General features: G+C 46.2%; 20 protein-coding genes and 1 riboswitch. Of the genes, 7 read left to right on the top strand and 13 right to left on the bottom strand.

Annotated elements, in window-relative coordinates; all coding sequences use genetic code 11:
• The first annotated feature begins 36 nt into the window (after positions 1–36).
• On the top strand, positions 37–840 hold the full coding sequence (locus tag D9A03_RS13465; protein WP_120497745.1) for a flagellin: 804 nt from the start codon (positions 37–39) through the stop codon (positions 838–840).
• 39 nt (positions 841–879) lie between these two features.
• On the opposite strand, the gene rnhA is transcribed toward D9A03_RS13465, so the two are convergent.
• Genes rnhA through ispH form a run of 3 tightly spaced genes read right to left on the bottom strand, consistent with a single transcriptional unit; the run spans position 880 to position 3,293 of the window.
• Positions 880–1,323, bottom strand: coding sequence for a ribonuclease HI (gene rnhA, locus D9A03_RS13460; protein WP_120497744.1), 444 nt, complete (start codon positions 1,321–1,323; stop codon positions 880–882).
• Positions 1,320–2,285, bottom strand: a complete 966-nt coding sequence (locus tag D9A03_RS13455) for a homoserine kinase (protein WP_120497743.1) — start codon at positions 2,283–2,285, stop codon at positions 1,320–1,322. Before D9A03_RS13455 ends, rnhA begins: the two co-directional genes overlap by 4 nt.
• Before the next feature lie 39 nt (positions 2,286–2,324).
• Positions 2,325–3,293, bottom strand: coding sequence for a 4-hydroxy-3-methylbut-2-enyl diphosphate reductase (gene ispH / locus D9A03_RS13450; protein ID WP_120497742.1), 969 nt, complete (start codon positions 3,291–3,293; stop codon positions 2,325–2,327).
• 249 nt (positions 3,294–3,542) lie between these two features.
• On the opposite strand from ispH, the gene D9A03_RS13445 reads away from it, so the two are divergent.
• From D9A03_RS13445 to D9A03_RS13425, 5 genes are all read left to right on the top strand, one after another.
• A complete protein-coding gene (locus tag D9A03_RS13445) occupies positions 3,543–4,109 on the top strand; it encodes a hypothetical protein (RefSeq protein ID WP_120497741.1) in 567 nt (188 codons plus the stop codon).
• Positions 4,110–4,395: 286 nt separating this feature from the next.
• Positions 4,396–4,506: riboswitch (glycine riboswitch) on the top strand.
• A 152-nt stretch (positions 4,507–4,658) separates the two neighbouring features.
• The gene (gene gcvT, locus D9A03_RS13440) at positions 4,659–5,762 is read left to right on the top strand and encodes a glycine cleavage system aminomethyltransferase GcvT (protein WP_120497740.1); all 1,104 of its coding nucleotides are present in this window, start codon (positions 4,659–4,661) and stop codon (positions 5,760–5,762) included.
• 113 nt (positions 5,763–5,875) lie between these two features.
• Entirely contained in the window at positions 5,876–6,253 is a 378-nt protein-coding gene (gene gcvH, locus D9A03_RS13435) for a glycine cleavage system protein GcvH (RefSeq protein ID WP_120497739.1), read from the top strand.
• Between the two features lie 102 nt (positions 6,254–6,355).
• Complete coding sequence (gene gcvP, locus D9A03_RS13430; RefSeq protein ID WP_120497738.1) at positions 6,356–9,244, top strand: aminomethyl-transferring glycine dehydrogenase; 2,889 nt, start codon at positions 6,356–6,358, stop codon at positions 9,242–9,244.
• 221 nt (positions 9,245–9,465) lie between these two features.
• Entirely contained in the window at positions 9,466–10,335 is an 870-nt protein-coding gene (locus D9A03_RS13425; RefSeq protein ID WP_254055049.1) for a class II glutamine amidotransferase, read from the top strand.
• A gap of 186 nt (positions 10,336–10,521) precedes the next feature.
• On the opposite strand, the gene D9A03_RS13420 is transcribed toward D9A03_RS13425, so the two are convergent.
• The 8 genes from D9A03_RS13420 to D9A03_RS13385 all read right to left on the bottom strand — a co-directional run bounded on the left by D9A03_RS13420 (position 10,522) and on the right by D9A03_RS13385 (position 18,303).
• A complete protein-coding gene (locus D9A03_RS13420) occupies positions 10,522–11,010 on the bottom strand; it encodes a F0F1 ATP synthase subunit B (protein WP_120497737.1) in 489 nt (162 codons plus the stop codon).
• A 2-nt stretch (positions 11,011–11,012) separates the two neighbouring features.
• Entirely contained in the window at positions 11,013–11,507 is a 495-nt protein-coding gene (locus D9A03_RS13415) for a F0F1 ATP synthase subunit B' (RefSeq protein WP_120497736.1), read from the bottom strand.
• A 116-nt stretch (positions 11,508–11,623) separates the two neighbouring features.
• Positions 11,624–11,851, bottom strand: coding sequence for a F0F1 ATP synthase subunit C (locus tag D9A03_RS13410; RefSeq protein WP_046503712.1), 228 nt, complete (start codon positions 11,849–11,851; stop codon positions 11,624–11,626).
• 67 nt (positions 11,852–11,918) lie between these two features.
• Positions 11,919–12,629: a F0F1 ATP synthase subunit A gene (locus D9A03_RS13405; RefSeq protein WP_120497948.1), complete on the bottom strand. Its 711-nt coding sequence runs from the start codon at positions 12,627–12,629 to the stop codon at positions 11,919–11,921.
• Between the two features lie 42 nt (positions 12,630–12,671).
• Positions 12,672–13,016 carry an AtpZ/AtpI family protein gene (locus tag D9A03_RS13400; RefSeq protein WP_120497735.1) on the bottom strand — a complete coding sequence of 115 codons (345 nt, stop codon included), beginning with the start codon at positions 13,014–13,016 and terminating at the stop codon, positions 12,672–12,674.
• Between the two features lie 304 nt (positions 13,017–13,320).
• The gene (gene smc / locus D9A03_RS13395; RefSeq protein ID WP_162938148.1) at positions 13,321–16,794 is read right to left on the bottom strand and encodes a chromosome segregation protein SMC; all 3,474 of its coding nucleotides are present in this window, start codon (positions 16,792–16,794) and stop codon (positions 13,321–13,323) included.
• A 221-nt stretch (positions 16,795–17,015) separates the two neighbouring features.
• The gene (locus D9A03_RS13390; protein ID WP_120497733.1) at positions 17,016–17,633 is read right to left on the bottom strand and encodes a DsbA family protein; all 618 of its coding nucleotides are present in this window, start codon (positions 17,631–17,633) and stop codon (positions 17,016–17,018) included.
• 112 nt (positions 17,634–17,745) lie between these two features.
• Entirely contained in the window at positions 17,746–18,303 is a 558-nt protein-coding gene (locus D9A03_RS13385; RefSeq protein ID WP_120497732.1) for a DUF721 domain-containing protein, read from the bottom strand.
• A gap of 207 nt (positions 18,304–18,510) precedes the next feature.
• Here D9A03_RS13385 and mutY point away from each other — a divergent pair, with 207 nt between their 5' ends.
• Positions 18,511–19,578, top strand: a complete 1,068-nt coding sequence (mutY, locus tag D9A03_RS13380) for an A/G-specific adenine glycosylase (RefSeq protein WP_120497731.1) — start codon at positions 18,511–18,513, stop codon at positions 19,576–19,578.
• A 120-nt stretch (positions 19,579–19,698) separates the two neighbouring features.
• Here the strand turns inward: mutY and D9A03_RS13375 are convergent, their stop codons facing one another.
• A complete protein-coding gene (locus tag D9A03_RS13375; protein WP_120497947.1) occupies positions 19,699–20,727 on the bottom strand; it encodes a site-specific DNA-methyltransferase in 1,029 nt (342 codons plus the stop codon).
• Between the two features lie 142 nt (positions 20,728–20,869).
• The gene (locus tag D9A03_RS13370) at positions 20,870–21,517 is read right to left on the bottom strand and encodes a ribonuclease HII (RefSeq protein ID WP_120497730.1); all 648 of its coding nucleotides are present in this window, start codon (positions 21,515–21,517) and stop codon (positions 20,870–20,872) included.

The following is a 21,517-nucleotide window of genomic DNA, read 5'->3' as shown; positions in this document are numbered from 1 at the left end:
TGCGCGTAACATTCTCTAAGTATTGGAGACGGTCAAATGCCTACCGTTAATGGCGCGTCGTTTAATGCGGCGTCTCTGCAAAACTCACGTTTGCAGGAAAATAGTATCAACAAACTTGCTAGTGGATCGAATATCCCAAGAGCTTCTGATGCAGCGGCTTCTTTGGCTATTTCTACTGTTTTGCAATCAGACACTGTTGTTCTTAATCAAAATGCAGCCACTGCAGCGCAAGGGGCCAGTATTGGGCAGATTGCGGATGGTGGGCTAGCAAGAATATCTGATGGTTTGATGCGAATGAAGGAGCTTGCAGCGCAAGCTTTGGGAGGAACACAAGATCCTGCTAGCCTTCAGGCGATTAATGCTGAGTTTGTCCAAATCAGGGATGAAGTCTCGGAAATTGCCAATCAGACCACCTTTAATGGTCGTGGCCTCCTGGATAACACCGATAGCTCTGACTTTCTTGTTGGAACCGATGTCGGAGACACTATTTCTCTTGATGGTGTCGATGTTACGGGCGTTTCTCTTGGGATTTCAGGTTTAACAGTCGATAGTGCTGCGAATGCAACTACTGCAATTGGGGCGATTGATGGTGCTCTCAATCAGGTAAGTAATGCCAGAGCAGAAATTGGTGCAACGGTTTCCCGATTTGAAGTCGCGGGTGAAAACATTGCCAGCCAGATTGAAAATGTATCTGCAGCTAATTCGGCTTTGGCCGATGCAGATATTGCTGCTCAGGTTACAAGTTTGGTCACTTCAAAAGTATTGAATGAAGCTGAGCTGGCAATGCAAGCGCAAGCCAATAAAAATCCACAGGCTTTGCTGAAAATTTTAGAAAATTAGTTTTAGTTTTCTCTTCTGGATTTATGTAAAGGCATGACTTTATTTGTATTCGGCCATGCCTTTACGAGCGAGTTCATCAGCACGTTCGTTTTCAGGGTGCCCCGCGTGTCCCTTGACCCAACGCCACTCCACGTCGTGGGGCTTCAGAGCTGCAATTAAATCCTGCCAAAGTTCTGCGTTTTTGACTGGTTTTTTATTCGCGGTTTTCCAACCATTCTTTTGCCAGTTAAAAATCCATTTTGTAATCCCGTCTTTCACATACACGCTATCGGTCGTCAGGACGATGTAGGATGGCTTTTTTAAGGCGTTGAGAGCTGATATTGCCCCTTGCAGTTCCATGCGATTATTGGTTGTTTCTGCTTCACCACCGCAAAGTTCTTTTTCTGTATCCTTATACCTTAGTAATGCACCCCATCCTCCCGGCCCAGGGTTGCCGGAACAGGCGCCATCCGTGAAAATTTCTACAGGTGTTCTTTGATTCATAAAATTATTCCATAATCAGAAATGCTTTTGACGGACTGGTGGAATTTTAACTTGTTCAGGTATTCGATCGGATCTTTGGGTTTCACAAAGGCGCCTTCTGGATGATTTATCCAGTCGTAGAGTCTTGTTAACAAGAAGCGCAGTGATGCCCCGCGAGCAAGAAGGGGGAGGGCGTGAAGTTCATCTTCAGAAAGTGGGCGTACATCCTGATAAGTCCGGAGCATGAGCTGTGCCTTGGTAATATTAAAAGAACTATCCAATTCGAAACACCATGCATTCAGGCAGATAGCAAGTTCATATGCCAAGAGATCGTTACAGGCGAAATAAAAATCAATAACTCCAGAGAGTTTCTCGTGAATGAAGAAAACATTATCCTGGAACATATCAGCATGGATAACGCCTTGAGGCAGATCCCTTGGCCAATGTTTTTCCAAATATTCGTATTCTTTGTTGAGAACGCCTGTCAGACCCGTTTTCACCTGTTCGCTTTTATCGCCACAAGCATCAAGAACCTCTTTCCATCCCTGAACAGATAATGCATTGGGCCTGCTGAGGGGAAAATCCTGCCCTGCGAGATGCATCTCTGCTATGGTTTTTCCCAAGGCGCGGCAATGAAATGGTTGAATCCGTCTTGGCCACATTCCATCCAGAAAGGCTGTGATTGCGGCGGGTCGTCCACAAAGTTCTCTCAGGTTGTTGCCGTCTTTACCCGCTATGGGAACTGGACAGGAAATTCCTTTGTCTGCCAAGTGTTGCATATAGCCAAGGAAAAAAGGAAGATCAGCTTTCTCAACACGCTTTTCATAGAGTGTGAGGATATAGTGCCCTTTGGTTGTGTGGAGAATGTAGTTTGAGTTCTCTACACCTTCCGCGATACCTTTCAAGGAAAGCACACTACCAAGATCATATTCAGTGAGGAAGTTTTCAACTTCATCATCAGGGACTTCTGTATAAACGGCCATTAGTGTCTCAATGAAAGTAGTGTTTGGGTATAGCTCACTTTAGCGAATATCTTTTGCTGCAGGCGTATCAAGCAATGTCTTAGGAGCTTTGAAAACAACATTTTCGTCGCGTATATTGATTTCTTCGATTGAGACGTTGTAATGTTCTTTAAAGGCGTTGATGACTTCTTCAACAAGGATTTCCGGGGCTGATGCGCCAGCTGTAATTCCCAAGGTTTTTACACCATTTAATGCATCCCACTTAATATCGGTAGCTCGCTGTACAAGTGCAGCTTTTTCACAACCTTGTTTATAGGCAACTTCCACAAGGCGTTTTGAATTTGAGGAGTTGGGTGCACCGATTACCAACATGGCATCGCATCTTGTGGCGATTGCTTTGACAGCTTCTTGTCTGTTGGTCGTTGCGTAACAGATATCTTCTTTTTTTGGCTCTAGCATATTGGGAAATCTACGCATCAATATTCTCACGATAGAGGCCGTATCATCCACCGATAAAGTTGTCTGGGTGACAAACGCGAGATTATCTGGATCTTCGACAATAAGGTTTTCGGCGTCATCTTCGGTTTCCACAAGGACAATGGATCCATCACTGAGCTGACCCATTGTACCAATAACTTCAGGGTGTCCAGCGTGCCCAATGAGGATGACCTGACGCCCATCTTTTTCGTGACGTTCTGCTTCTCTATGGACTTTGCTCACCAAAGGACATGTTGCATCAAAGTACAAGAGTTCACGTGCCTGTGCCGCTGCTGGCACAGATTTTGGCACACCATGTGCTGAGAATATGACTGGAAGCCCTTCGGGGACCTGGTCCAGTTCCTTTACAAAAACAGCACCCTTTTGTTCCAGAGATTCGACAACGTATCTGTTGTGAACAATTTCATGACGAACATAAACGGGCGCACCATGTTTTACGAGGGCTCGTTCTACAATCTCAATGGCACGATCTACCCCGGCACAGAATCCCCTTGGGCTGGCAAGTAGTATCGTGAGATCGCTTTTGTTCATAATTTTCGTCCATACAGCTATTGATGAGAATAACCCATCTGTCATTCTGGCGAAACTAATACAGTGCGGATGTTGAGAAAAGAGTTAATCAGCATGATCTTAAACATGGTACAGCTTGCTTCTGTCCTAGTATATTTGTATTTAGGAGTTAACTGTATGAAAGATATTCATCAATAGCTGAACTATGATATCGTAGTTTTGTTGTTTAAGTCATTTTAATCCTTGGTAGATTAAGGGATAAAGCATTTTATGGATCGCCTGTTCTCCAAAGTCTTATCGCGCATTTCCTTCCCGTCAGGCGCTGTTGTGTTTGCCCCCCTAGTTTTTTCTGGTCTGGTTCTTTCCGGTTGCGGTTTGATTGAGCCAGAAGAAGCACCTCCTGCTTGTCCTGAAATTATTGTTCTTAAAGAAGCTGAGGAAATGACCCGCTTTAAGGGACAGGGGCGTGACCTAACAGATGTGGCATTTGAAGCGTCTATTAATAATTTTGCGAATGTTTGTGTTCTCGATGAGGAAACAAATAACCTGAATAATCAGGTGGTTGTCCGTTTTGAACTTACGCAGGGACCAGCCAATGATGGTGGTGCCAAATTTAACTACTTTGTTGCCGTGGCCACTCATGATCGTAAGATTTTAAGTCGGGAATCCTTTGATTTGGTCGCGCCGTTTGAAGGTAACAGGACGACCATTGCCTTGGTTGATAACGTCTTCCCGACAATACCGTTGCGGAATGGCAAAACCGGGGCCGATTACATTATCTTTATCGGGTTTGAGCTTACGCGAAGCGAGCTTTATTATAATCGTACGAAAATATAATTAGCCCAAGTTATCTAACTCATTAAAGCAATCTCTTCGTGAGGTCGTTTTAACGAGAAAAGCAGGGTATTGAGTGCATAGGTTATGATAAAACGCCTGTGTTTCTGATAATGTTTTATTGTGATTCTTTGTGGATGGAAATTTCCTATAGGAAATAAGCGATTGTATTTGCTTGAGATTAGTCGTGTTCACTAGAATTTGTGTCGTCTGTGGTTGACTTTTTTTCAGAAGAGCGTAAATCTCTAGCCAAGTTAGGTTGTTGTGATACAATCTAGCTATTGCTGAAATACCTCTCGCGGGAGAGATTGTTGTAAAGTTTCTTAACAGAAACAATACGAGCAGCGCCGAAGGAGCAACCGCCCCGGAAACTCTCAGGCACATGGACCGCAAGAGGCAGGCAACTCTGGAAAGTTTTGCGTACTGCGAGACACCGACGGAGTAAGCAAAGGGTGATAGACATCTTTTGTGAATCTCTCAGGTTCGAAGACAGAGGGGGATGCAATGGTTAAGTCGCTGTTGTGTTTACCTTTTGTGTTCTGGAGCTTGGTTATGTCGGAAGATCTTAAAAAAACACCTCTTTATGATCTGCATGTGGAACTTGGTGCCAAGATGGTTCCTTTCGCAGGTTATTCCATGCCTGTGCAATATCCGGCTGGTATTATGACAGAGCACAAGCATACACGTGCATCTGCGGCAATTTTTGATGTATCCCATATGGGAATTGTTCGTCTGATGGGTGAAAATGCGATCCCTGCATTGGAAAGCCTTCTTCCTGCTGATTTGGCAAATCTGGCGGAAAATTCTATTCGTTACAGCTTCTTCACAAACGACGATGGCGGCATCCTTGATGATTTGATGATCACAAAGGTGCCGGGCGGATTGAGCTTGGTGATCAACGCAGCCTGTAAAGATGCCGATATTGCGCACATCGAGTCCAAAATTGGTGATCAGGTTAAAGTCGAAGCCGAATATGACAATGCTTTGATTGCACTACAGGGGCCAAAATCTGCTGATGTTCTTGCTCGCTTTGATGCTCGTTGCGCTGATATGAAGTTCATGACCTTTATGACCCTGGAAATCGACGGTGTGAGTTGTCAGGTTAGCCGTTCTGGCTATACGGGTGAAGATGGTTATGAGATTGCAATTCCTGCGGATAAAGCAGTTGCCATTGTCCGTCGCTTTCTTGATGAAACAGAAGTTGAAGTCGCTGGATTGGGCGCACGTGATTCGCTGCGCATGGAAGCAGGTCTTTGTCTTTACGGAAACGACATTGATACAACAACCACGCCTGTCGAAGCAGGCTTGTTGTGGGCTATTCAAAAGCGTCGCCGGGCTGATGGTGGTTTCCCGGGTGATGATATTATCTTGAAACAAATTACCGACGGTGCCCCGAGACGTTTGGTTGGTATCCTACCCGAAGGACGCGCCCCATTGCGTCCGGGCGTCGAAATTACCAATTCTGAGGGTGCCGTTGTTGGTAAAGTTACCAGTGGTGGGTTTGGTCCTTCCGTTGGCGGACCAATTGCGATTGCCTATGTGGCATCCGATTACAAGACACCGGACACTGCATTGAACGCGCTAGTACGTGGCAAAGAGATGCCGTGTAAAGTTGTGAAAATGCCGTTTGAACAGAAGAGTTATTTCCGAGGATAGTTCCGGAAAACGGAACGTTTGAGGAATATTCAAAGTGGAAATCCACAATAATGCAGAGCAACGTCCCTATTGCGAAGCTCTGAAATAAAAACATTTGTTAGAGGATCAGGATTATGAGCGGAATTAAATTCAGTGAAGACCATGAATGGATTGTTGTTGACGGCGACATTGGTACCGTTGGGATCACAGAATTTGCTCAGGAACAGCTGGGTGATGTTGTTTTTGTTGAAGTACCAGAAGAAGGCAAAGATCTTGAGCAGGGCGATGAAGCTGCTGTAGTTGAGTCAGTAAAGGCCGCTAGTGAAGTTCTTGCTATCTGTGACGGTGAAGTGATTGAAGGCAACGAAGCTCTTGTTGATGAGCCAAGCCTTGTTAACTCTGCACCTATGGGCGAAGGCTGGTTCTACAAAGTGAAAATCACAGATGCTTCCCAACTTGAAGAGTTAATGGATGAAGCTGGTTATAAAGCCTTCATCGACGCCCAAGGATAGGTGGCAGGGTTAATACCTGAGCTAAAGAAAATAAGAATAGGTAAGCTTGATTTGCGCCAGCTTATTGCAGCTGGCGGCAGATCTTATTATTAAGGAATTCGCATGTCTGACATTAATGTGCCTCTGAAAGAGCTAGAGCAAAAAACAGATTTTGTTCGTCGCCATATTGGACCAACTGAGGCAGAGCAGACTGAAATGCTTGCCCTGCTGGGGCTTGATTCTTTGCAAGAGCTTTCTGATAAAACTGTACCAGAAGCTATTCGCGAGACTTCTCAACTTGATATGGCAGAGAGTCAGACAGAAGTTGATGTTCTTGCTCATGCCCGTTCGCTAGCAATGAAGAACAAAGTTTTCAAATCCTTTATTGGTATGGGGTACTATGGAACACATGTTCCCAAAGTCATCCTGAGAAACGTTCTGGAAAATCCGGGCTGGTATACATCTTATACGCCTTATCAGGCAGAGATTTCCCAGGGGCGTTTAGAGGCAATCCTGAACTATCAGACAATGATCAGTGATCTTACAGGCATGGAACTGGCGAATTCCTCTATGCTTGACGAAGGGACTGCCGTTGCCGAGGCGATGACTTTCTGTCGCCGCGTTGCCAAAAGCAAAGCAGAAGCTTTCTTCGTTGATCAGGATCTTTTGCCACAGAGCATCGCCGTTATTAAAACGCGTGCGGAAGCTCTGGGGTATGAAGTTGTTATTGGTGATCCGCGTAAAGATCTGGATCCTGCGTCTGTGTACGGCGCGTTGTTCCAGTACCCTGGTACTTCCGGGCGTATCGAAGATTACAGTGATTTGATTGCAGCAGTTCAAGCGAACAAAGGCCTTGCCGGGATTGCTGCTGATATTCTGGCGCTGACACTTATCAAAAGCCCTGGCGAACTCGGTGCCGATTTTGCTATCGGTTCTGCACAGCGCTTTGGTGTTCCTATGGGCTTTGGTGGTCCACACGCTGGTTATTTTGCAACGCACGATAAATACAAGCGCTCTATTCCCGCACGTCTTGTTGGTATGTCCGTTGATTCACATGGCGAGCCAGCTCTGCGTATGGCGCTTCAAACGCGTGAACAGCATATCCGTCGTGAAAAAGCGACCAGTAATATTTGTACGGCACAGGCTTTGTTGGCAAATATGGCAGGCTTTTATGCAACCTACCACGGTCCAGAAGGCCTGAAGACAATTGCGCGCAGGGTATCCCGACTTGCGTCTATTCTTGCCGCGGGCTTGAAAGCTGGTGGCGTAGAGGTTATTCACGATGCTTTCTTTGATACGCTATCTCTCAGTGTAAAGGGGAAAGCAGAAGCAATTGCTGCCAAAGCACGTGAGAATAAAATGAATCTTCGTGTGATTGACGCTGATACTCTCGGTGTTTCTCTTGACGAAACAACGACACGCGGTGATATCGAAACTCTTTGGACCGTCTTTGGGGTTGATGGTCAAAGCGTAGATGATCTTGATAAATTTGCACCGAATAACCTTCCGGAGGTTCTTGCCCGCTGCACTGATTTCCTGACACATCCAACTTTCAATAGCTATCATTCTGAAACAGAAATGATGCGCTATCTACGTAAGCTTTGTGACAAGGATATTGGTCTTGATCGTGCAATGATTCCATTGGGATCCTGTACAATGAAGCTGAATGCTGCCACGGAGATGATTCCGGTTACATGGCCTGAATTTGGCGAGATCCATCCCTTTGTTCCTCTGGATCAAGCCGAGGGCTATCTGGAGTTGATCAAAGATCTGGAAGAGATGCTCGTTGAGGTGACCGGTTATGATGCTGTGTCACTACAGCCTAATTCTGGGTCTCAGGGTGAATATGCCGGTCTTCTGGCTATTCGCAAGTATCACGAGAGCCGTGGTGATACGCAGCGTGATATCTGCTTGATCCCGGCATCTGCACACGGAACAAACCCTGCTTCTGCTGCCTTGGCTGGTATGAAGGTTGTTGTCATTAACTGTGATGACAAAGGTTATATCGACAACGATGATCTCTATGCCAAAGCTGAAAAGTATCAGGAAAATCTGGCTGCAATTATGATTACCTATCCTTCAACACACGGCGTGTTTGAAGAAGAGGTTCGTAAAACCTGTGGCATTGTTCACGACTTTGGCGGACAGGTTTACGTCGATGGTGCCAACATGAATGCGATGGTTGGTCTGGCTAAGCCGGGCAAGTTCGGCGGTGATGTTTCGCATCTTAACTTGCACAAAACATTCTGTATTCCACACGGTGGTGGTGGGCCTGGTGTTGGGCCTATCGGCGTTGGTGAACACCTGGCGCCTTTCTTGCCAAATCACTCTCTCGTTGCTGAGGCTGGTCCGGAGACCGGGCAGGGTGCTGTGACATCTGCGCCATGGGGATCAGCAAGCATTTTGCCGATTACGTGGACTTACCTGAAGCTGATGGGAGCTTCTGGTCTGAAAAAAGCAACACAGATGGCGATCTTGAATGCAAACTACTTGGCAAAGCGCCTTTCTGACTACTATCCGGTTCTTTACGCATCAAAGAACGGTATGGTTGCGCATGAATGCATCATTGATGTCCGTCCACTTAAAGATGACATAGGTATTACTGTTGATGATATCGCGAAGCGTTTGATTGATTATGGTTTCCATGCGCCAACTATGTCTTTCCCGGTGCCAGGTACCTTGATGATTGAGCCAACTGAATCAGAATCAAAGTACGAGATTGATCGTCTTGTGGACGCAATGATTTCAATTCGTAAAGAAATCGGTCGTGTTGCTTCTGGTGAGTTGCCTCTTGAAGACAATATGCTCTGTAATGCACCACATACGGCAGCATCAATGTTATCTGAAAGCTGGAACCATCCATATACCCGCGAGGAAGCAGCCTATCCTGTTGAAAATCTTCGCGATGGTAAGTACTGGGCACCTGTTGGGCGTGTTGACAACGTCTATGGTGATCGTAATTTGATTTGCTCTTGCCCTTCAATCGAGAGCTACCGAGACGCGGCTGAATAGGCCGCTGAAGCGGAGAGGCCAGATGGGACCATTGCTGGGTGTCTCATTTATCTGATCTCTCCGTCCTCATAGGGCGTGTATGTTAGGCAAGGGACGGCTTAACATACTTGGGATAGGGCCGCACCCTGTTCCCGCCCATTGCTGGGACTGGAGTTCGTGTGTAAACACGAACTCCTTTTTTTATTTTATAAAATGCAGGATGTCTATTGCTGATATGATGAATGAGAGTAACATACCGTCCATCTTTTGATGCATCTGGTTTACTTGATATAGATATCAAAAGATTTGTTTTCACAGAACTTGCAATTTGGAGCGATTTTATGTGCCGCTGGCTCGCCTATTCCGGGCAAGAGATTTTCTTGGAAGAGTTACTTTTCAAACCACAGCATTCACTTGTTGAACAATCTCAACATGCAACAGAAGCAAAGGTTGCGACAAACGGGGATGGCTTTGGTGTTGGGTGGTACGGACAAAAGGAAGAGCCGGGTTTATACAGAGAGATAATGCCAGCATGGAATGACTGTAATCTTCAGCATCTGGCATCTCAAATCAGATCATCGCATTTTTTTGCTCATGTAAGGGCATCTACAGGTACGGCAACTTCGCGAGCGAATTGTCATCCTTTTTCCTACAATCGCTGGATGGGTATGCATAATGGCCAGGTTGGCGGCTATGAACAGTTCAGGCGACCATTAGAGGCTTTTATCACTGATGAGCACTATACAAAACGTATGGGGACAACAGATAGTGAGGCATTATTCTATATGCTGTTTAATTTCGGTTTGGAATCAGGTCCGGTTAATGCAATCCGCAAAATGGTTGAGACTGTTGAAACACTACAGGCAGAAAGAAATATTACTGAACCATTTCGCTGTACAATGGCAATAACAGATGGAAATAAACTTTATTGCCTGAGACATTCAAATGACCGCTTTGCACCGTCATTATACTGGAGATACAAAGATGGTAATCTGGTAGTCGTTTCCGAGCCGTTAACTGATGATCAGGAGGGATGGAATAAAGTTCCTGAATCTCACGTGCTTGTCGCGGAAAAATCCGATGTGAAAGAGATTGTTTCGCTTAAAGCCTAACGATTCTAGATTTCATACTGTTCAGAGCAAGAGATAAGGGCATAAAATACCAGTTAACCAAAGCATTTTACTGTACAGGACTAGCTGAGAAATGCTCCAGGTGGATAGTTTGCCAGGCAGGAATTCTAGACATAAAAAAAACCGGCTCATTTGAGCCGATTTTTTATTTGTTTGATCAACTGGGGATCAATGAAACTTTTCACCAAGTGAACTGATAGAATCATCCATCAGGGCTTTGGCTTTAGCTTTGGTCATGCTGCCAGCCAGAATATTTCTGGTAGCAGTGATCGCAACATCAACGGCCTGATCACGAACTTCGTTCAGTGCGGCCGTTTCTGCCTGAGCAATCTTGTCCATTGCTTGCTGTTCCCGACGTTTCAGTGATTCTTCTAGATCAGCAGCAGCTTCTTCTTGAAGACGCGTGGCTTCTTGCTTTGCGTGTTCAATGATTTCTTCAGCTTCTTTTAGAGCATCACGTTGTTTACGCTTGTATTCAGCCAGTGTTTTTTGCGCTTCTTCCCGAAGATTTTGAGCTTCTTCGAGTGTCTTGCGAATGGCTTCCCCACGTGCGTCCAGTCCTGCAACAATGCTTTTCCCGCCTTTGGTAATGACAAGAAGTACAAAGATCGCAAAAGCAACGCCAACCCAAAGTGTAGGATTTTGAAGTAATTCCATGATTAGTTCTGCTCCCCTAGTGCTTCGTCAACAGCTTTGCTGAGTTTAGCGTCGGTTACATCAGTACCAAGCAATTTACTTGTCGCGGCAGCGGCAACGTCTTTGGCAACATCTTTAATGTGTCCCATAGCTTCGCTACGAGCAGCATTAATTTTGTCTTCGGCAATCTGAACTTTTTCCGAAAGCTGGGTGTCAAACTCAGCCTGGCGCTTGGCGCTTGTGGCTGCGATTTCATCCGCAGATTCTTTCAGAGCGGCAACAGCAGAAGCGCGTGCATCGGCAATAGCTTTCTGATAGTCCGAGAGGACTTCTTCCGCTTCTTGCTTCAAGCGTTCTGCTTTTTCCAGATCCCCAGAAACTCTATTTTCGCGCTCTTCCAAAATCGAGGCCAGACGTGGCAAAGCAACCTTGGCCATCAGGAAGTAGAGCACACCGAAGGTAACGATAAGCCAAAAGATCTGGCCTACGAACGTATCGATTTGTTCAAATTGTGGCATCGTGCTACACGCCTTGTTCAGTTATCAAAATCGGATCAGATAAAAGTCTGATAGGCCGACATATCGTCAAACACCTAAAAGGTATCCGAGAATATCGGCCTAACAATCTGTTCCAATTAAGCTACGAACAGAAGGATCAGAGCAACTAGTAGAGAGAACAGTGCGATCGCTTCAGTAACAGCAAAGCCAATCCAGATGTTCGCACCAATTTCGTCTTTAGACGCTGGGTTGCGAGCGATGGACTGGAAGTAGCTAGCCCATACGTTACCAACACCAACACCTGCACCAATCATACCTAGAGTAGCAAGACCAGCACCAATCAGTTTTGCAGCTTCTGCTTCCATAATTCTCGAGCTCCTTATAACGCTTGTGCGTTAGATAGATAAAAAAGTTACGATTTCCAAAAAGATCTTAGTGCAGATGGATCGCATCATGCAGGTAGATACAAGTCAGAATGGTGAAGACATACGCTTGTAAAGCCGCCACCAGGAATTCCAGCGCTGTAATACCAACAAGCACGCCGAGCGGGATAAACCCAAACACACCGAGCATGATGACAAAGCCAGCGATGACCTTCAAAAGAACGTGGCCAACAACCATGTTCGCAAACAAACGAACAGAAAGGCTGATGGGCCGTGAAAGGTAAGAAACCAGTTCGATCGGGATAAGGATCACAGCTGTCCACAGTGGCGCGCCATGTGGGAAGAAAAGGCGAAGGAAGCCTGCTCCGTGGCGAACGAACCCGATTACAGTCACAGCCAGAAAAATAATAATCGCCATCGCAAAAGTAACGACAATGTGGCTGGTGAATGTAAAGCTACCCGGTACAAGACCGATTACATTTCCAAAGAGGATGAACATGAACAGCGTAAAGACAAACGGGAAATATTTACGCCCGGCTGAACCGACGTTGTCCCGGAGAAGATTCGCAACCATCTCGTAGCTCATCTCTGCCATGCTTTGCCAGCGGCCAGGAACGAGTGCACGACCGCGTGTTGATCCTACTAGAAAAACTGTTACAAGCAGAACACTCAGCGACATAAATAGTGCTGAGTTGGTAAAGGAGATATCGTAATTACCTAGTTGGATTGGTAAAAGAGTTGTTACCTCAAACTGGTGCATTGGGTCGATTGAACCTGATGCCACGAGCCTTCCCCTCTAACTTTACTCTGTGCGATTTTCGCGATCTTCACGAAAACGCTTTTTGTTTTCTAACTGTCTAGCAACCCTGACCACATTGGCAAAGGCCGCCCCGATACCGAGGAAGAAGAAAATAATCATCAACCAAGGTTTTGTCCCAAATAATTGGTCAAGATAGTAGCCTATCCCGAACCCCATTATCAGGGCTGCAACTATTTCAACCGATATGCGGAAACCTACCGCCATACCGCTTGCCGCATCAGCTCGGTTACTGGATTCAGGCTTGTTTACCTGATTTTGACGCTCGCGAGCCGCGCGCAGTCTTTTATCCAGGTCCGTCAACGACGAACGATCTTCAGGTTCCGGCATGTAACTAAGCCTTCCTGATAGCTACCATTTGAGCTGAAGTAGCACCTGTTAAACGCGGGCGCAACATACGTGGAGCATCATAGTTATGTCAAGAAAGAATCAGTCATGATTTTGACCTAATTCCTAGGGGTCCTTCTTCATATCCTCTCAGAGCTAAATAGATCAAGGTTTTTGTTCCCGATCAGCCTGCCATAAAGTTTTGAAAGAGAATGACTTTATTGTGCAAGAGCGAAGAACTCAGGTCCTTAAATAAGGGGCTCTTAAATAAACTGGTTATAAAGTGACAAGATCATGAAAGTATGAGTTAGCTTTGTCGTTTCTTTTCCATCAAATCATCTGCTGCTTCCAAATTGACTGACACAAGTTGACTAATACCCCGCTCGCTCATTGTGACGCCAAAAAGTCGGCGCACACGCGCCATGGTCATGCGGTGATGCGAGATAATCAAGAAACGTGTTGATGTACTATGAACCAGTTCCTCTACTAATTTGCAGAAACGATCGACGTTGGCATCATCAAGCGGGGCATCAACTTCATCCAGAACGCAAATGGGGGCCGGGTTGGTGAGGAAAACAGCAAACAGAAGAGACAGTGCTGTCAAAGCCTGTTCGCCGCCTGACAAAAGTGACATGACCTGCAGGCGTTTTCCGGGGGGGCTGGCCATAATCTCAAGGCCAGCCTGCAGAGGATCTTCGGCTTCTGTGAGTGTTAGGTGCGCCCGCCCACCGCCAAAAAGTCGGACAAAAAGATCTGAAAAATGGGCGTTCACCCGATCAAAGGCCTTCAGAAGTCGTTCGCGCCCTTCTTTGTTTAGATTGGCAATACCTTGTCTTAATTTTCCTATTGCAAGTAAAAGGTCTTCCTTGTCGTTTAACATGCTTTTAATTTGCTGATCCAGTTCCTCTGCTTCCTGTTCAGCGCGCAGATTGACGGGGCCCATGTTGTTACGTTCGTTTGTTAATCGGTCATGTTTTCGGGTGACTTCATCCCGCGGCGGAAGATCTTCCCCAATTTGAATGTCTGCAATGGAAAGTGCTTTTTCCAAAGAGCACCCTAAACGCTCTCTTACGCGATCAATTAGAATCGCCATGGCTTGCTTGTTTTGTTCAACCGTAGATTCTGCACGTATCATTGCTTCTCGTGCCTGTGCGAGAAGCTGTTCGGATTCTCTCAGTTGTCTGTCTGCTTCGGCTTGTTCCAGTTCGGCAGAACGTAATGTTTCTGATGCCTTGTTTTTCTCTGTTTCTGATTGCGCGATAACAGTTGCTAGAGCTTCTGTCTGTTTGTTAATTTCTTCTGGTTTGGTTTTCCAGATTTCGATTTCGGCTTCAGTGCGCTTTATCCGGATATCAATTTCACCAAGATACTGCTTGGCTTCTTTTGTGCGGCGTGACCAGGAACTCAGTTCGTTCGCAATACTGACAAGCCGCTCGCGCCGGGTTGTGACATCGCGTTTGATCTGCTCAAGCTTGCCACGCTGGGACCCCAGAAGGCTTCTTTCTGTAGAAAGCTTTCTTTGTAATTCGACGAGCTGTTCTTTTTCCTGTTTTTGATCTGGTAATGCGTCAATTTCAGCAGTTGTTGCTTTTTGCTGTTCAGTGGTTTCCAGATTTTCACGAATGAGGCGCTGTAAATTTTCTTCGACAGCGGACAATTGAGATACGAGCTTTGCGTGTTTTTGCGCCAGCTTTGTATGTTGATTGTTGGTTGTTGAAACTTCGTTATGGGCATTGTTCAGGGTTTGTCGGGCAAGCTTTTCATTTTCGAGGCTTTTATCTAGTGCTTGTTTTGCTGCGATAAAATGTTCTTTTGCTTTTATATTGTGTGACTCGATTTTTACTTTTTCTTTTTCCAAACCTTTCAGGCGATTTTTATATTCCAGCCTGACCGCTGTTGTGGATGGGGCATCGTCTCTGACGGTTAGTCCATCCCACCGCCACAGTGTTCCTTCTTTTGATACCAATCGTTGACCAGGAGCTAGCTGGCTATAGAGCTCTTCGTCGATACTGGGTGTTTCAACAAGGCCTATTTGCGATAGACGGGCATGAAGTCGATCAGGCGATTGCACAAAATTGAGAAGGGAAATGATCCCTTCTGGTAGGGTGGGAAGATCTGTTCGCATCGGTATATCGTGCCAGTGGGCGACAGCTTCTTCTTCGGAACCTGCATTCAGGTCTTCGCCAAGTGCAGCTCCCAACGCTTTTTCATATCCTGTTTTAACAGAGAGTTCGTCAAGGATTGGGTGAGTGATGGAGGATGATGTGCCTCGCAAGAGTTCATTTAGTGCACGAATCTCGGCAGAAATCTCATTGAGCTGATTTTGGGTTTCCTGATTGGAATCACGAGCTTGCTCTTCAGCCTGACGCTTATCTTGAACATCCTTTTCCTGTTTGTCCGAAGCTTCTTTGGCCTGATTAAGTCTTTGTTCGGCTGCTTCCAAATCTCGTTCTGCTTCGATGAGACTTGCGCGGCTTTCTTGCTGTGAGGCAAGATGTTTGTGTTGGGCTTCTTGTTGGCGCAGTTGTGATGATTGACGGTTAATCAGTTCTTTCAGTTCGTTTTGACGCCGTCTAAGGGCTGTTGACTGTGCTTCGTTGGCTGCGATTTGGCTGTTGATCTCTGAAATCGAATTATCAATTTTAGAAATAGTCTGTGCATGTTTTTTGCATTCAGCTTCCAGATCCTGCTGATCTGTATGTACAGACTTGTTTTTGTCTTCAATGGCAATTTTTTCTTGTTTTAGCCGTTCTTCAGCTTCCAGTGCATCCGCGTTGATATTTGTTGCCCGTTCTCTATCTTTTTTTAGTTGAACTAAGAGTTCGGTCGATTTGTTGAGGGCGTTAATCGCTTGCTCTTCTTCTCGTTGCAAAGTTTCCTGATTAATCAATAATCTTTGATGTTTTGAAGATTGCGATGTTTCTGCCTCTCGCAGGGCGGGCAAGCTGGCAGTGATATCGACCTGGATACGGGATTTTTGTGCGGTAATTGTTGTTTTTTCAGAAACATCTTTCTGTGCTGATTTTAATATATCAATGGCATCGCTTTGCGCTTTTTTTGCATCAACTGATTCGTAATGCAAAAGGATTGCTTCATGCTGTCGAATTAGTTGGGCAAGGTTTCGATAGCGATTTGCTTGTCGCGCCTGTTTTTTTAAGCCCTGAAGCTGTGTGTCCAGTGTCGTGATAACATCTTCAAGGCGTTCAAGGTTTGTTTCTGCTGCCCTTAGTCGCAGTTCGGCCTCGTGCCGACGGGAATGTAATCCGGTTATGCCGGCGGCTTCTTCCAGTAGTCCGCGTCTACTGGTGGGCTTGGCGTTAATGATTTCACCAATGCGACCTTGGCTGACCAAAGCTGTTGATTGGGATCCGCTAGCGGCATCGGCAAACAAAAGCTGAACATCACGGGCGCGGACGTCCTTGCCGTTTACCTTGTAATTGGAACCGCTTCCCCGGGATATTCGGCGAACCACTTCGATATCATCGTATTCATTAAAAGCGGCCGGGGCTGTTCTGTCGCGATTGTCGAGTATTAATGATACTTCGGCGATATTTCTTGCGGGGCGTGTGGCTGACCCAGCGAAGATAACATCATCCATTTCGCTGCCGCGCATGCGTTTGGCTGATGTTTCGCCCATAACCCAGCGCAGGGCTTCGACGAGGTTGGATTTTCCACACCCGTTGGGACCAACAATTCCGGTCATGCCGGACGAGATCAGAAGCTCGGTCTGATCAACAAAGGATTTAAATCCGCTAAGTCGTAGTTTGTTAAACTGAACCAACGATTGCGAATCCCTGATATGGTTTATTGCCCCCCCGCAAGGTCAGGTTCGTCTTTGAGATATATACCCTGAAGCCTTGAGTAAGCACCATTTTTTCGGTTGTCATGCTGAAAACTGTAACTCTATCAAAGATCTTCTGCAACAGTCTCAGGTTCGGGATACGGAAAAAGCCCCATGGTGAACATGAGGCCTTTGGGCATTAGAAATGCTAAGTCTATCTATTAAGAAGCATCTTCCAAAAGGTCGTTCATGGCATCGTAATCACGCCCACCAGGGAAAACTTCACCATTGATGACAAAGCTAGGCGTTGAGTTGATACCAAAAGTGGTTTTGCCTTCTTGTGCCTGTGTCACAATGCGACGCAATGTTGCTTCGTTATTAAAGCATTCTTCAAAACGGTCTTTACTCATACCTGCGAGAAGAGCCATCTTCTGAAGCTCTTCTTTTGCTGCTCCTCCAAAAGCCCAAGTCTGTTGTTGTTGAAACAGTAAATCAAGGAAAGAGAAATAGCGATCACCCTCCAGACATTCGGCAACTGCTGCACCACGAAGGGCGACGCCATCCAGTGGCATGTGACGATAAACCAAACGCGCTTTGCCCGTGTCTATCCAGTTCTTCTTGATATCAGGCATTACATCTGTGTGGAAGTTTGCACAGTGTGGACAAGTCAGTGACGCGTATTCAATCAGGGTAACGGGCGCATTCTTGTCGCCAAGGATACGATCGTTTTCGGTTACTTCGCCAGCTGCTTGGGCTGAAGAAATATTGGTAAGAGAGGCGACGAGCGGAAAGCTGAATGCAAAAGCCGCTGCGTTGCGGATAAAAAGCCGTCTGTTCATTGTTTTAAATGTTCCTGAAGTGCGAAGTATAATTTTACGAAATTTGATAAAGTTATTCTGAAATCTAGTCTAGAGACAACTGTGGCGGCAATAGGGCAATGTGCCTTCTTCACTATTTGTTGATCTTGTTTTTGGCACGGGTTGTTGCGGCCAGTCGTTCCAAAGATGTCCTCAAGGCTTTATTTTCAATATTGGAAAACTCGTTTTTGATATCCTGTTGTTCTTTGATTGATAGCTTGGGGAGTTCTGGTGCTTTCTTTGTTTCTGGTTTGTATAATGGCCCCTGTTGCAGGGATATGCGTGCAATTGCACGGTAGCCAAAGTGGCTGTTGACGCGTTCGATGATCTGAGCCGTTTGCTGTTGGATTGTCAGAGCAAAAGCCGGATCAGCCTTAATGAGCAGGGTGCCATCGTTTCTGATGCCCTGGCTGGGATAGCGTAATTTCACGGGCAGACATTGGTTCGCCAATTCATTCCCGAGAATCATGCCCCAGTCTTCGATAAGGCCTGCTTCTGCAAAGCCACGTTTCCCGGTAATTCTTTTGGTGAGCATGGGCAGAGTGGCAGCGATTGGCTGCATGGATTTGCGCCGGCGACTTGAAACCTCTGGAACGTTGGTTTCTTTTTTTTGCGTACTTTTTGTTTTTTTAGGCTTGGTCGTTTTTACCATTGCAGGTCAGGATGCCTTGATCACGTTGTTTTTAGGTTTTCTGTTGTGATTGTGTTCTTCTTTAGTTGATCTAATAGCGTATGGGAAGGAGTATAGCCCAGAGGTCGGGGAAAAACAGAACCGATTCGTAAGTTCAAGGCTTAAAAGTGACTTGGGCATGTTTGCTTGAGTTGAGATAAGTGAATACAGGTTACTGTTTTGGTTCAAATGATCGCAGAAGAAATTTTGCCTTGGTACGATAGACATGCCCGTGAGTTACCGTGGCGTCTGTCACCACGACAGAAACGTGACAATCCTGAAATACTTTTTGCAGATCCCTATCGTGTGTGGCTGAGTGAAATAATGCTCCAACAGACAACGGTTGCGACTGTTAAGGGGTATTATGAAAAGTTTCTGACTTCCTGGCCGACGGTTCAGGATTTGGCCAGAGAAGAGTTGGACAATGTGCTTAGCGCCTGGGCTGGTCTTGGGTACTACGCAAGAGCGCGCAATTTGCACAAGTGTGCCAAGGTTGTTGCAGAGGAATTGGGTGGCGTTTTCCCCAATACAGAAGAGGAATTATTAAAACTCCCTGGCGTTGGCCCTTATACTGCGGCTGCAATTGCAGCGATTGCCTTTGATCGCCCGGCGACAGTCGTTGACGGTAATGTCGAGCGAGTGATTGCCCGGTACTATGCGCTTGAAGATCCCTTGCCGGGTGTTAAGTCCGAGATGAAAAGATGGGCTCAAGAGCAAACACCGAGTGAGCGTGCAGGGGACTATGCTCAGGCAATGATGGACTTGGGGGCAACCATATGTACACCGAGATCTCCCGGTTGTGTGATTTGTCCAATTCAAACCGCGTGTCTTGCCAGAAAGTCAGGGATTGCTGAAAGTTTGCCAAAGAAAGCGCCGAAAAAAGAGAAACCTGTTCGGCGAGCCTATGCTTATCTCTTTTTGTCAGAGGAGAGAGGGGCGCTATTAAGGCGTCGCCCAGAGAAAGGATTGCTCGGGGGAATGACTGAGGTGCCAACAGGAGATTGGATCGAGCAAGGGGACGCAGAGCGTAATCCCGAGTTCGATCAGTTGGCACAATGGACAAAGCTAGATGGTATTGTGAAACATACCTTCACGCATTTTCATTTCGAGATTACAGTTTTGACTGCAAAGCTTTCACAAGATCTTGATGATGTGGCTGAGGCTGTACAGGGGAAATGGGTGCACAAGTCAGAATCTTCTGGGCTGGCACTGCCAACAGTCATGAACAAAATTCTTCGCCATGCGGATTATATGTAACTCTAGGAAACAGTATTTATGAGATGGAGCGAGGATTGGAGAGACAATAAGCGAATGGTCTTTCTCTAAAAAAACAAAAGCCCGCAGAAACGGGCTTTTGCGATTAGATTGAGAGTATTTTTAGTTTGTCATCTCTGCACGTACTTGCTGACGGAGAACGTCGATACAAACTTCCCGGCCTTCGGCGTCCATGTGCCAATAGGTCCAGCCGTTACAGGCTGATGCGCCCTGTACCATAGCCCCTACTTTGTGGATGGAGCCCTGAAATTCGTTTGATATCAGGCTGCCGTCAGCGCGTACTTTTGCCGAGTATTTCTTTTTGGGGCCGTAAAGCGTTGTGCCAGGCTCAAGCAAGCCGCGCTCAATAAGGGTTCCAAAAGGAATACGGGGCTGTTCGCGTTTCTGTTCGATGGAAACAAGGTTAATGTCATCCAGTTGTTTGACTTGGGAAATACGTTTCTTGGCAATTTTTACGTACTCTGGATCTTGTTCGATCCCCAAGAAGTGCCTGCCTAGTTTCTTTGCGACAGCACCTGTCGTGCCAGTGCCGAAAAAAGGATCAAGGATTACATCACCGGGTTTAGTGGAAGAAAGAATGACGCGATGTAGCAGAGATTCAGGTTTCTGAGTCGGGTGTGCTTTGTCACCTTCGCTATTTTTTAAACGCTCGCCACCGTTACAAATGGGGAGTAGCCAGTCGCTGCGCATTTGAATGTCGTCGTTCAGGGCCTTCATGGATTCATAGTTGAAGGTGTATTTTGAACTCTTGGACTTGGCGACCCAGATCATTGTTTCGTGTGCATTGGTAAAGCGTCTGCCACGAAAGTTTGGCATTGGATTTGACTTGCGCCAGATCACATCGTTCAACATCCAATAATCAAGATTCTGGAGGAGGGCGCCGACACGGTATATATTGTGGTAGCTGCCAATAACCCAGAGCGTTCCGTTTTCTTTGAGAACACGGCGTGCTGCCTTGAGCCAATTCCAAGTGAATTCGTCATAGGCTCGAAAGCTGTCGAACTTGTCCCAGTCATTGTTGACGGCATCAACTTTGGAGTTGTCCGGACGTGTAAGTTCACCCGCCAATTGCAGATTATACGGTGGATCCGCAAAGATCACATCAACAGACTTTTCAGGTAGACTGTTCATGATCTCGACGCATTCACCGAGATGGACAACATTCTTCTTCACTAAAGCAGACTCCTCTTGACTCGAGTCCCCTATCTTGAGTCACTGTGGAGTCGCGGTCAAGTATTTTTTACGTGAAGAGTCAAGTAAAGAGTCATTGGAGTCAGTCGTTTAGCTCGAGTCGCTCTCTTATTGGACGAAATGTGCGGCGGTGTGCCGGAGTAACCCCAAGATCTAGTAGTGCGGCCCTGTGTTGAGCGGTTCCATAGCCCTGATTTTTTTCCCAGCCGTAACCCGGATATTGAATCGATAGTTCAAACATCTGATGATCCCGATTCACCTTTGCGATGACAGATGCAGCTGCGATGGACAAGCTGATGCTGTCTCCTTTGATCACAGCCTTTGCAGGGCAGGGCAGTTTGGGGATCTTGTTACCGTCAACCAAAATAGCTTGTGGCGTTAGAGACAGGTTCGATACAGCCCTTTGCATTGCCATCATGGATGCTTGAAGGATGTTCAACTTGTCGATTTCTTCGCAACTGGCTTCGCCTAAAGCCAAGTTGATGATTCCCTGCTGATGTAAATCATAAAGCTGATCGTTTATATCTTCCCGCTTTCTTGCTGAAAGCTTTTTGGAATCGTCGAGTTTTGCGATTAAATCTTGTGGTAATTTTTCGCGATCCAGCCATGCGGCACCGGCAACAACTGGTCCAGCCCATGGTCCACGTCCGACTTCGTCAACACCGGCAATTATGGCGTTGTTAATACCGAGTTCTTGATCAAGTTTTTGCTCTTTTGAAAAGTCAGGCAT

The sequence above is a fragment of the Kiloniella sp. EL199 genome (assembly GCF_900313065.1).
GTDB lineage: Bacteria > Pseudomonadota > Alphaproteobacteria > Kiloniellales > Kiloniellaceae > Kiloniella.
This window is presented reverse-complemented; position numbering and strand designations above follow the sequence as displayed.

What these genes read in the sequence shown, in the direction of transcription:
- D9A03_RS13465 (WP_120497745.1), top strand. Translation starts at nt 37, where the DNA reads ATGCCTACCGTTAATGGCGCGTCGTTTAATGCGGCGTCTCTGCAAAAC.
- rnhA (WP_120497744.1), bottom strand. Translation starts at nt 1,323, where the DNA reads ATGAATCAAAGAACACCTGTAGAAATTTTCACGGATGGCGCCTGTTCC.
- D9A03_RS13455 (WP_120497743.1), bottom strand. Translation starts at nt 2,285, where the DNA reads ATGGCCGTTTATACAGAAGTCCCTGATGATGAAGTTGAAAACTTCCTC.
- ispH (WP_120497742.1), bottom strand. Translation starts at nt 3,293, where the DNA reads ATGAACAAAAGCGATCTCACGATACTACTTGCCAGCCCAAGGGGATTC.
- D9A03_RS13445 (WP_120497741.1), top strand. Translation starts at nt 3,543, where the DNA reads ATGGATCGCCTGTTCTCCAAAGTCTTATCGCGCATTTCCTTCCCGTCA.
- gcvT (WP_120497740.1), top strand. Translation starts at nt 4,659, where the DNA reads ATGTCGGAAGATCTTAAAAAAACACCTCTTTATGATCTGCATGTGGAA.
- gcvH (WP_120497739.1), top strand. Translation starts at nt 5,876, where the DNA reads ATGAGCGGAATTAAATTCAGTGAAGACCATGAATGGATTGTTGTTGAC.
- gcvP (WP_120497738.1), top strand. Translation starts at nt 6,356, where the DNA reads ATGTCTGACATTAATGTGCCTCTGAAAGAGCTAGAGCAAAAAACAGAT.
- D9A03_RS13425 (WP_254055049.1), top strand. Translation starts at nt 9,466, where the DNA reads ATGAGAGTAACATACCGTCCATCTTTTGATGCATCTGGTTTACTTGAT.
- D9A03_RS13420 (WP_120497737.1), bottom strand. Translation starts at nt 11,010, where the DNA reads ATGGAATTACTTCAAAATCCTACACTTTGGGTTGGCGTTGCTTTTGCG.
- D9A03_RS13415 (WP_120497736.1), bottom strand. Translation starts at nt 11,507, where the DNA reads ATGCCACAATTTGAACAAATCGATACGTTCGTAGGCCAGATCTTTTGG.
- D9A03_RS13410 (WP_046503712.1), bottom strand. Translation starts at nt 11,851, where the DNA reads ATGGAAGCAGAAGCTGCAAAACTGATTGGTGCTGGTCTTGCTACTCTA.
- D9A03_RS13405 (WP_120497948.1), bottom strand. Translation starts at nt 12,629, where the DNA reads ATGCACCAGTTTGAGGTAACAACTCTTTTACCAATCCAACTAGGTAAT.
- D9A03_RS13400 (WP_120497735.1), bottom strand. Translation starts at nt 13,016, where the DNA reads ATGCCGGAACCTGAAGATCGTTCGTCGTTGACGGACCTGGATAAAAGA.
- D9A03_RS13390 (WP_120497733.1), bottom strand. Translation starts at nt 17,633, where the DNA reads ATGAACAGACGGCTTTTTATCCGCAACGCAGCGGCTTTTGCATTCAGC.
- D9A03_RS13385 (WP_120497732.1), bottom strand. Translation starts at nt 18,303, where the DNA reads ATGGTAAAAACGACCAAGCCTAAAAAAACAAAAAGTACGCAAAAAAAA.
- mutY (WP_120497731.1), top strand. Translation starts at nt 18,511, where the DNA reads ATGATCGCAGAAGAAATTTTGCCTTGGTACGATAGACATGCCCGTGAG.
- D9A03_RS13375 (WP_120497947.1), bottom strand. Translation starts at nt 20,727, where the DNA reads ATGAACAGTCTACCTGAAAAGTCTGTTGATGTGATCTTTGCGGATCCA.
- D9A03_RS13370 (WP_120497730.1), bottom strand. Translation starts at nt 21,517, where the DNA reads ATGCCTGACTTTTCAAAAGAGCAAAAACTTGATCAAGAACTCGGTATT.